We start from the raw sequence: 5,592 nt of genomic DNA on the forward strand, positions 1-5,592 counted from the left end.
GAAAATGCTCAAGCGGACGATGTACGGACGCGCAGGCTTCCCCCTGCTCCGACGACGTGTCCTCCTCACTGCGTAATCCACGCAAACTGCGGGAGAACCACAAAAACGGGGCAATCCCACTTCACCGGCAATCGGATTGGCGGTCAGGTCGCATAGCGGTCATAGGCCAGATCCGCGTGCACGATGTGAGGCTCGCGGTTCGAGACGAGATCCGCGAGCAGGCGTCCCGAACCGCAAGCCATCGTCCAGCCCAGCGTGCCATGTCCGGTGTTGGTAAAAAGATTCGTATAGCGGGTGCGGCCCACGATCGGAGTGCCGTCCGGCGTCATCGGACGCAGACCTGTCCAGAAGCGCGCCCGGGCGAGATCGCCGCCCTCGGGGAAGAGATCGCGGACGCAGTGCTCCAGGGTCGCACGACGCGGCGGCCGGAGCGTTTGGCTGAAGCCGGCCAGTTCCGCCGTGCCGCCGACGCGAATCCGGTCGCCGAGCCGGGTCACGGCGACCTTGAAGGTCTCGTCCATGACCGTGGATACGGGGGCGGCGTCGGGGTCGGTCACGGGAAGGGTCAGGGAGTATCCCTTCACGGGATAGACCGGCAGTTCGATCCCGATCGGGCGAAGGATCGCGGGTGTGAAGCTACCCATCGCGGCGACGTAGGCGTCGGCGCGCAAGACGCCTATATTCGTGTGTACCTGCTCCACCCGATCGCCCGATCGCGCGATGGATCCGATCTCGACGCCGTAGCGGAATTCGACACCGGCCCCCTCGCAGATCGTTGCGAGGCGCTGCGTGAACAGATGGGCGTCGCCCGTCTCGTCGCCCGGCAGGCGCAGGCCACCGACGATCTTGTACCGCACGCGCGCCAGGGCGGGCTCCGCGGCGACGCACCCGGCGGGGTCGAGAACTTCGTACGGCACGCCAAATGTGTCCAGCACGCGCGTGTCGTCGATGACGTGATCGACCTGCTTTCGGGTCCGGAAGACCTGGAGGGTTCCCCGTTCGCGGTGGTCGTAGACGATGCCGGTCTCCGCGCGCAGATCACGCAGGACATCGCGGCTGTACTCGGCGAGCCTGACCATTCGGCCCTTGTTGCGCGCGTAGGCGTCCTCCGTGCAATTGGCCAGCATCCGCGCCATCCAGCCGTAGAAGCGCGGCTCAAGCGATGGCCACAGGACCAGGGGCCGATGGTGCATGAGGATCCACTTGATTGCCTTCAGCGGGATGCCCGGCGCGGCCCAGGGGGCGGAGTAGCCGGGAGAGACCTGGCCCGCATTGGCGAAGCTGGTCTCCAGACCGGCGGCGAGCTGACGGTCGAGGACGGTAACCTCGTGTCCCGCCTTCGCGAGATAGTAGGCGGTCGAGACGCCGACGACGCCGCTTCCGAGAACCAAGACTTTCATGGTCGATCCTCATGCAACATAGGTGCGCCAGTACCGCGCGCCGAGACGGGTCAGAATTTCGTATCCGATGGTGCCGGCATCGGCTGCGAGGTCATCGATGCCGTAGTGACCGCAGAGAATGTCGAGGAGGTCGCCAGGCCGGGGCAGGGCTTCCGAGACCGCCCCAAGATCGACAACGACGCTGTCCATCGAGACGCGGCCGACCAGAGGAAGGGGCGTTTCGCCGAGCCATGCCGCGGCCTTGTTTAAGACGCCCCGCGGGAAACCGTCGGCATAGCCGACCGCCACGGTCGCCAGATGCGTAGCGGAGCGGGTCGTGGCCGCCAGGCCGTAGCCGACTGCCGTGGCGGCCGGCACGGCACGGATCTGCATGATCCGCCCCTGCAGGCGCACAACGGGCGACATGGGGTTTGGCGTGCCGGCCAACGGGTTCACGCCGTAGAGCGCCGCACCGGGTCGAACGAGATCGAAATGGTAGCCGGACCCCAGGAAGATGCCGGAGGAGGCGGCGAGGCTGAAGCGGGACGACGGGAACAGGGCCCGGAGTGTCCCAAGCCGGTCGCGCTGGAGCCGGTTCGCCGGATTGCCCGCGTCGTCGGCGCAAGCCAGATGGCTCATCAGGAGGCATGGGGCGATGTTTGCGCGGGCGAACGCCTCCGCGACGAACCCGGCCTCGCTCAGGTCGAAGCCGAACCGAGTCATCCCCGTATCGAACTGGACGGCGCACGTGCCCGGCAAGCCGTTCCTCGTACTGAAACGGAGCCAGGCCGCGAGCTGTTCGCCGCAATTGAGGACGGGTATGAGGGCCTCCGCGTCGCAGTCGGGCTCGGAGCCCGGCGGCGGTCCGTGGAGGACGACGATGGTGGCATCCGTCCGCAGGACCGCGCGAAGCCGCACGCCTTCCTCGACATGGGCGACGAAGAACGTCCGGCACCCCTCGGCGTACAGGGCCGAGGCGACCGCGACGGCCCCGAGGCCGTAGGCGTCGGCCTTGACGACGCCGGCGACCTCGGCCGTGGGGGCACGGTCCGCGAGCAGGCGGTAGTTCCGCCGGACGGCGGCCAGATCGATGGTGAGCAGGCCGCCGAACCCGTCGGCCGCAACCTGCGCTCGGGCCGGGCGCGAGGGATGGCTGGGGTTGTCCCGGTCCGAGGCAGGATGCACGAGCATCAAGGAGTTCCGCCGATGCGAATGGGAGTTCTGCGAGCGACAGTGATGCGGAACGCGAACCGCGCGACGGCGGACGTCGCGGACAAGGAAAACGAGAACCGTCGTCGTCCCGACACGCTCGTCCGACGTTCGCCGGCGCCACCACGGCCTGACCTCCAAGGGCGGACTACGATCCTGGGCGGTCGGCGAGGGCGCCCCGTTTGCCCCGCGACACCCGCCGCGCCGTCCGGTCCGGCCGGGACCGATCCGGGCCGGGGGACCTGGCTGAATCCCTACCTCATCGTCGGCATGACGAACTCAGCGCCCGCCCGAATACCGGTCGGCCAGCGCGCCGTGACGGTCTTCAGGCGCGTGTAGAACCGGATGCCCTCCGGACCGTGCATGTGATGGTCCCCGAACAGCGAAGCCTTCCACCCACCGAAGGAATGGAAGGCCATCGGGACCGGGATCGGCACGTTGATGCCGACCATGCCGACCTGAATCTGGTGGGCGAACTCCCGCGCGGCGTCGCCGTCGCGGGTGAAGATCGCGGTCCCGTTGCCGAACTCGTGTTCGTTGATCATCCGGGCCGCCTCGGTGTAGTTGGCGGCGCGGGCGATCGCCAGGACGGGACCGAAGATCTCCTCCTTGTAGATCCGCATCTCCGGCGTCACCCGGTCGAACAGGGTCCCGCCGATGAAGAAGCCCTCCTCGTAGCCCTGCATCTCGAAGCCGCGCCCATCGACGAGGATCTCGGCGCCCTCGGAGACGCCGAGATCGATATAGCCGCGCACCCGGTCGAGATGCGCCCGAGTCACCAGCGGCCCCATCTCGGCGTCGCCGTCGGTGCTCGGCCCGATCTTCAGCGCCCGCACCCGCGGCACGAGCCGTTCGACCAGGGCCCGGGCGGTCTCTTCTCCGATCGGCACGGCCACGGAGATGGCCATGCAGCGCTCGCCCGCCGAGCCGTAAGCCGCGCCCATCAGGGCATCGACGGTCTGGTCGAGGTCGGCGTCGGGCATGACGATCATGTGGTTCTTGGCCCCGCCGAGGGCCTGGGCGCGTTTCCCCGTGCTCGCGGCCGTCGCGTAGATGGTACGGGCGATGGGGGTCGAGCCGACGAAGCTGACCGCCTGGATGTCGGGGCTGTGCAGCAGGGCCTCGACCGCTTCCTTGTCGCCGTGAACGACCTGGAGCACACCGTCCGGCAGCCCCGCTTCCTTCAGCCATTCGGCGATCAGCACCGCGGCGGACGGATTGCGCTCGGATGGCTTCAAGATGAAGCAGTTGCCGCAGGCCAGCGCGACGGGGAACATCCACATCGGCACCATGGCGGGGAAGTTGAACGGCGTAATGCCGGCGACCACCCCCAGCGGCTGGCGGAAGGCGTGGCTGTCGACGCGGGTGCCGACGTTCTCGGTGATCTCACCCTTGAGGAGATGCGGTGCGCCGGTGGCGAACTCGACGACCTCGATGCCCCGTTGGACCTCGCCCTTGGCATCGGAGAGCACCTTGCCGTGCTCGGCGCTGATCACCGCCGCGAGGTCGTCGGTCCGCTCCTCGAGGATGCGCAGGAAACTGTTGAGGATCCGCGCGCGGCGCAGCGGGGTCGTGGCGGCCCAAGCCGGGAAGGCGGCTTTGGCGGTCGCGACCACCTCGTCGACTTCGGCCGTGGTCGCGAGCGGCACCGTGGCGGTCTGTGCGCCGGTGGTCGGGTTGAACACCGGCGACGACCGGCCGCTCCGTCCGAGGAAAGGCCGCCCGCCGATGAAATGCGCGATCGTCGTGGTCATGGTCGGATTATCCTGAGCGGTCAGGCGACGCGATCGAGGGCGGCCGCGAGCGTGGCGGCGGCGGATTCGATCTGCGTGCGCTCGATGACGAGCGGGGGGGAGAGCGCGATGATGTCGCCCGTGACGCGGACGAGGAGCCCGCGCGCGAAGCAGTCGGTGAAGACGTCGTAGGCCCGGGCGCCGGGCGCTCCCGCGCGCGGGCTCAGCTCGATGCCCGCGATGAGGCCGATGGTGCGGATATCGATCACGTGCGGCGCGCTGCGCAGGCCGTGCATCACCGTCGCCCAGTCGTCCGACAGATCGGCGGCCCTGGTCAGCAATCCCTCTTCCTCGTAGATCTCCAGCGACGCGATGCCGGCGGCCGAGGCGACGGGATGCCCGGAATAGGTATAGCCGTGAAACAGCTCGATCAGGCCGTCCGGCCCCTGCACCACGGCGTCGTGAACCGGACGGCTCGCGAACACCGCGCCCATCGGGATGACGCCGTTGGTCAGACCCTTGGCCGCCGCCACGAGGTCGGGGGTGACGCCGAAAAAGTCCGTCGCGAACGGCGCGCCGAGCCGGCCGAAACCGGTGATCACTTCGTCGAAGATCAGCAGGATGCCGTGCCGGGTGCAGATCTCGCGCAGGCGCTCGAGATAGCCCTTCGGCGGGATCAGCACACCGGTCGAGCCCGCCACCGGCTCGACGATGCAGGCTGCGATCGTCTCCGCCCCGTGCAGTGCCACCAGCCGCTCCAGATCGTCGGCGAGGTCGGCCCCGTGCTCCGGCTGGCCCCGGACGAAGGCGTTGCGGGACAGATCGTGCGTGTGGCGCAGATGATCCGTTCCGTTCAGGGTCGGGAACACGCGGCGGTTGTTCAGGATGCCGCCGACCGAGATGCCGCCGAAACCGACGCCATGATAGCCGCGCTCGCGCCCGATCAGCCGGGTTCGGGTGCCCTGACCGATCGCCCTCTGATAGGCGAGTGCGATCTTGAGGGCGGTCTCGACCGATTCCGATCCCGATCCCGTGAAGAAGATCCGGTCGAGGCGCTGCCCGTCCGGCCCCGGGGCCACGGTGATCGGCCCCCACGCGGTGGTCCAAGGGTAAAGTTAGTGCGCGGTAGGCCGCTCCACCACGGGTAGCTTGGCCGGCGGAGCTGGTCGGGCAAGCGCAGCTGGCCAAGCGGAGAACGCTGGCACGAACACCTCGGGTGCCGGCGGCCGATATCCCAGCGATGCATGTGGGCGCACGCCGTTGTAGTGACG

Annotated in this window: 3 protein-coding genes and 2 pseudogenes; all 5 read right to left on the reverse strand. The window is 68.6% G+C overall.

Annotation, left to right across the window (positions count from 1 at the left end; translation table 11 throughout):
• Positions 1–143: 143 nt before the first annotated feature.
• A complete protein-coding gene (locus ASF39_RS11130) occupies positions 144–1,400 on the reverse strand; it encodes a D-amino acid dehydrogenase (protein ID WP_056283863.1) in 1,257 nt (418 codons plus the stop codon).
• 9 nt (positions 1,401–1,409) lie between these two features.
• The gene (gene alr / locus ASF39_RS11135) at positions 1,410–2,729 is read right to left on the reverse strand and encodes an alanine racemase (RefSeq protein WP_244472372.1); all 1,320 of its coding nucleotides are present in this window, start codon (positions 2,727–2,729) and stop codon (positions 1,410–1,412) included.
• Between the two features lie 113 nt (positions 2,730–2,842).
• Complete coding sequence (locus tag ASF39_RS11140; RefSeq protein WP_056283866.1) at positions 2,843–4,342, reverse strand: CoA-acylating methylmalonate-semialdehyde dehydrogenase; 1,500 nt, start codon at positions 4,340–4,342, stop codon at positions 2,843–2,845.
• A 20-nt stretch (positions 4,343–4,362) separates the two neighbouring features.
• A pseudogene (locus ASF39_RS11145) lies at positions 4,363–5,400 on the reverse strand (aminotransferase class III-fold pyridoxal phosphate-dependent enzyme); the annotation flags it as partial.
• Between the two features lie 36 nt (positions 5,401–5,436).
• Positions 5,437–5,592: pseudogene (locus ASF39_RS21295) on the reverse strand (IS3 family transposase); the annotation flags it as partial.

Source organism: Methylobacterium sp. Leaf108 (genome assembly GCF_001423265.1).
GTDB lineage: Bacteria > Pseudomonadota > Alphaproteobacteria > Rhizobiales > Beijerinckiaceae > Methylobacterium.